Source organism: Spirosoma knui, from assembly GCF_054780635.1.
Genome location: NZ_BAAGVY010000037.1, coordinates 1 through 946, shown reverse-complemented (window position 1 = coordinate 946; position 946 = coordinate 1). Strand labels below are relative to the sequence as shown.

The window sequence follows — 946 nt, the reverse complement described above, 5'->3', positions numbered from 1 at the left end:
AAAACAGTTTAGTCCTACTACATTCAGAAATCATGAGTAAAATTAGGCGAAGTTTCACCCCCGAAGACCGCTATTCTATCGTTCAGGAAGCCATTCGCGACGGCCACGCTGAGACATGTCGTAAGTATCATCTTTCCCCTTCATTACTGCGAAAATGGCGGCTGAAATATTTAAGCAAAGGCAAAGAAGGCCTGAAAGACTCCTATACACGGGTCGATCCCCAACTCCGGGCCTTGGAGGAGGAGCATGAACGATTAAAACGGATTGTGGCCAAACAAGCCCTGGAACTGGAAATCAAAAGTGAGTTGCTAAAAAAAACACCTATTCAACCCAGGAGAAGTTAGCGACGATGAAACCGTTCGAAGCCCGCGTGAATCGCACCCTATTATGTCAGTGGCTTGGCCTGCCTCGGAGCGTGTATTACTACCAGCCCCAGTCAGGCACTGCGGGTGCAAAACCCAGCCAGACGACTATGAAGCTGGATGGTTCTTGGGTAGACAATCAACAGGTCGTAGTCAGCATTCGGCAACTGTTAGACGTTGAATTCAATGCACTTGGTTATGAGTACATTACTTATGAGCTGAAAAAGGAATACCTGATCAACAAGAAGAAAGTCTATCGGCTGATGAAGGAAAATAACTTACTGTTGGGCACTGTGATCAAGCCGACTGGCAAGCGGGAATATGTCAAGTTCAGGCGTATCAAGGCCACCAAACCCTTGGAATATCTGTGACGGTTCGCCGTTGCGATGGGACATTAAATATGTCTGGCCGGGCCGCCGGTGCGGTTCAGGGCGAACGGCGGAACTACTATTTATTAAGCGTGATCGATGTGTACACTCGCAAAATCCTTGCTTGGCTATTTCAGGGGAGTATTCGTCAGCTTGACCTGATTAATCTGTTGCGACGAGTGAACCAAAGTCATGAACTGAAAGGCGTTATTCTGC

Annotated in this window: 2 protein-coding genes and 1 pseudogene; all 3 read left to right on the top strand. The window is 47.7% G+C overall.

Features of this window, described 5'->3' with window-relative positions; all coding sequences use genetic code 11:
* The coding region (locus ACYVIY_RS28630; protein WP_460980098.1) for a transposase at positions 1–344 on the top strand (344 nt) is incomplete at its 5' end.
* Between the two features lie 5 nt (positions 345–349).
* Positions 350–733 (top strand): IS3 family transposase, encoded by a 384-nt coding sequence (locus ACYVIY_RS28625; RefSeq protein WP_460980097.1) that lies wholly within the window; start codon positions 350–352, stop codon positions 731–733.
* Positions 730–946, top strand: a pseudogene (locus ACYVIY_RS28620) (hypothetical protein); the annotation flags it as partial. The gene ACYVIY_RS28625 and the pseudogene ACYVIY_RS28620, both read left to right, overlap by 4 nt.

Bases quoted from the DNA above. Each gene is read 5' to 3' on its own strand.
- ACYVIY_RS28625 (WP_460980097.1), top strand. From the start codon at position 350: ATGAAACCGTTCGAAGCCCGCGTGAATCGCACCCTATTATGTCAGTGG.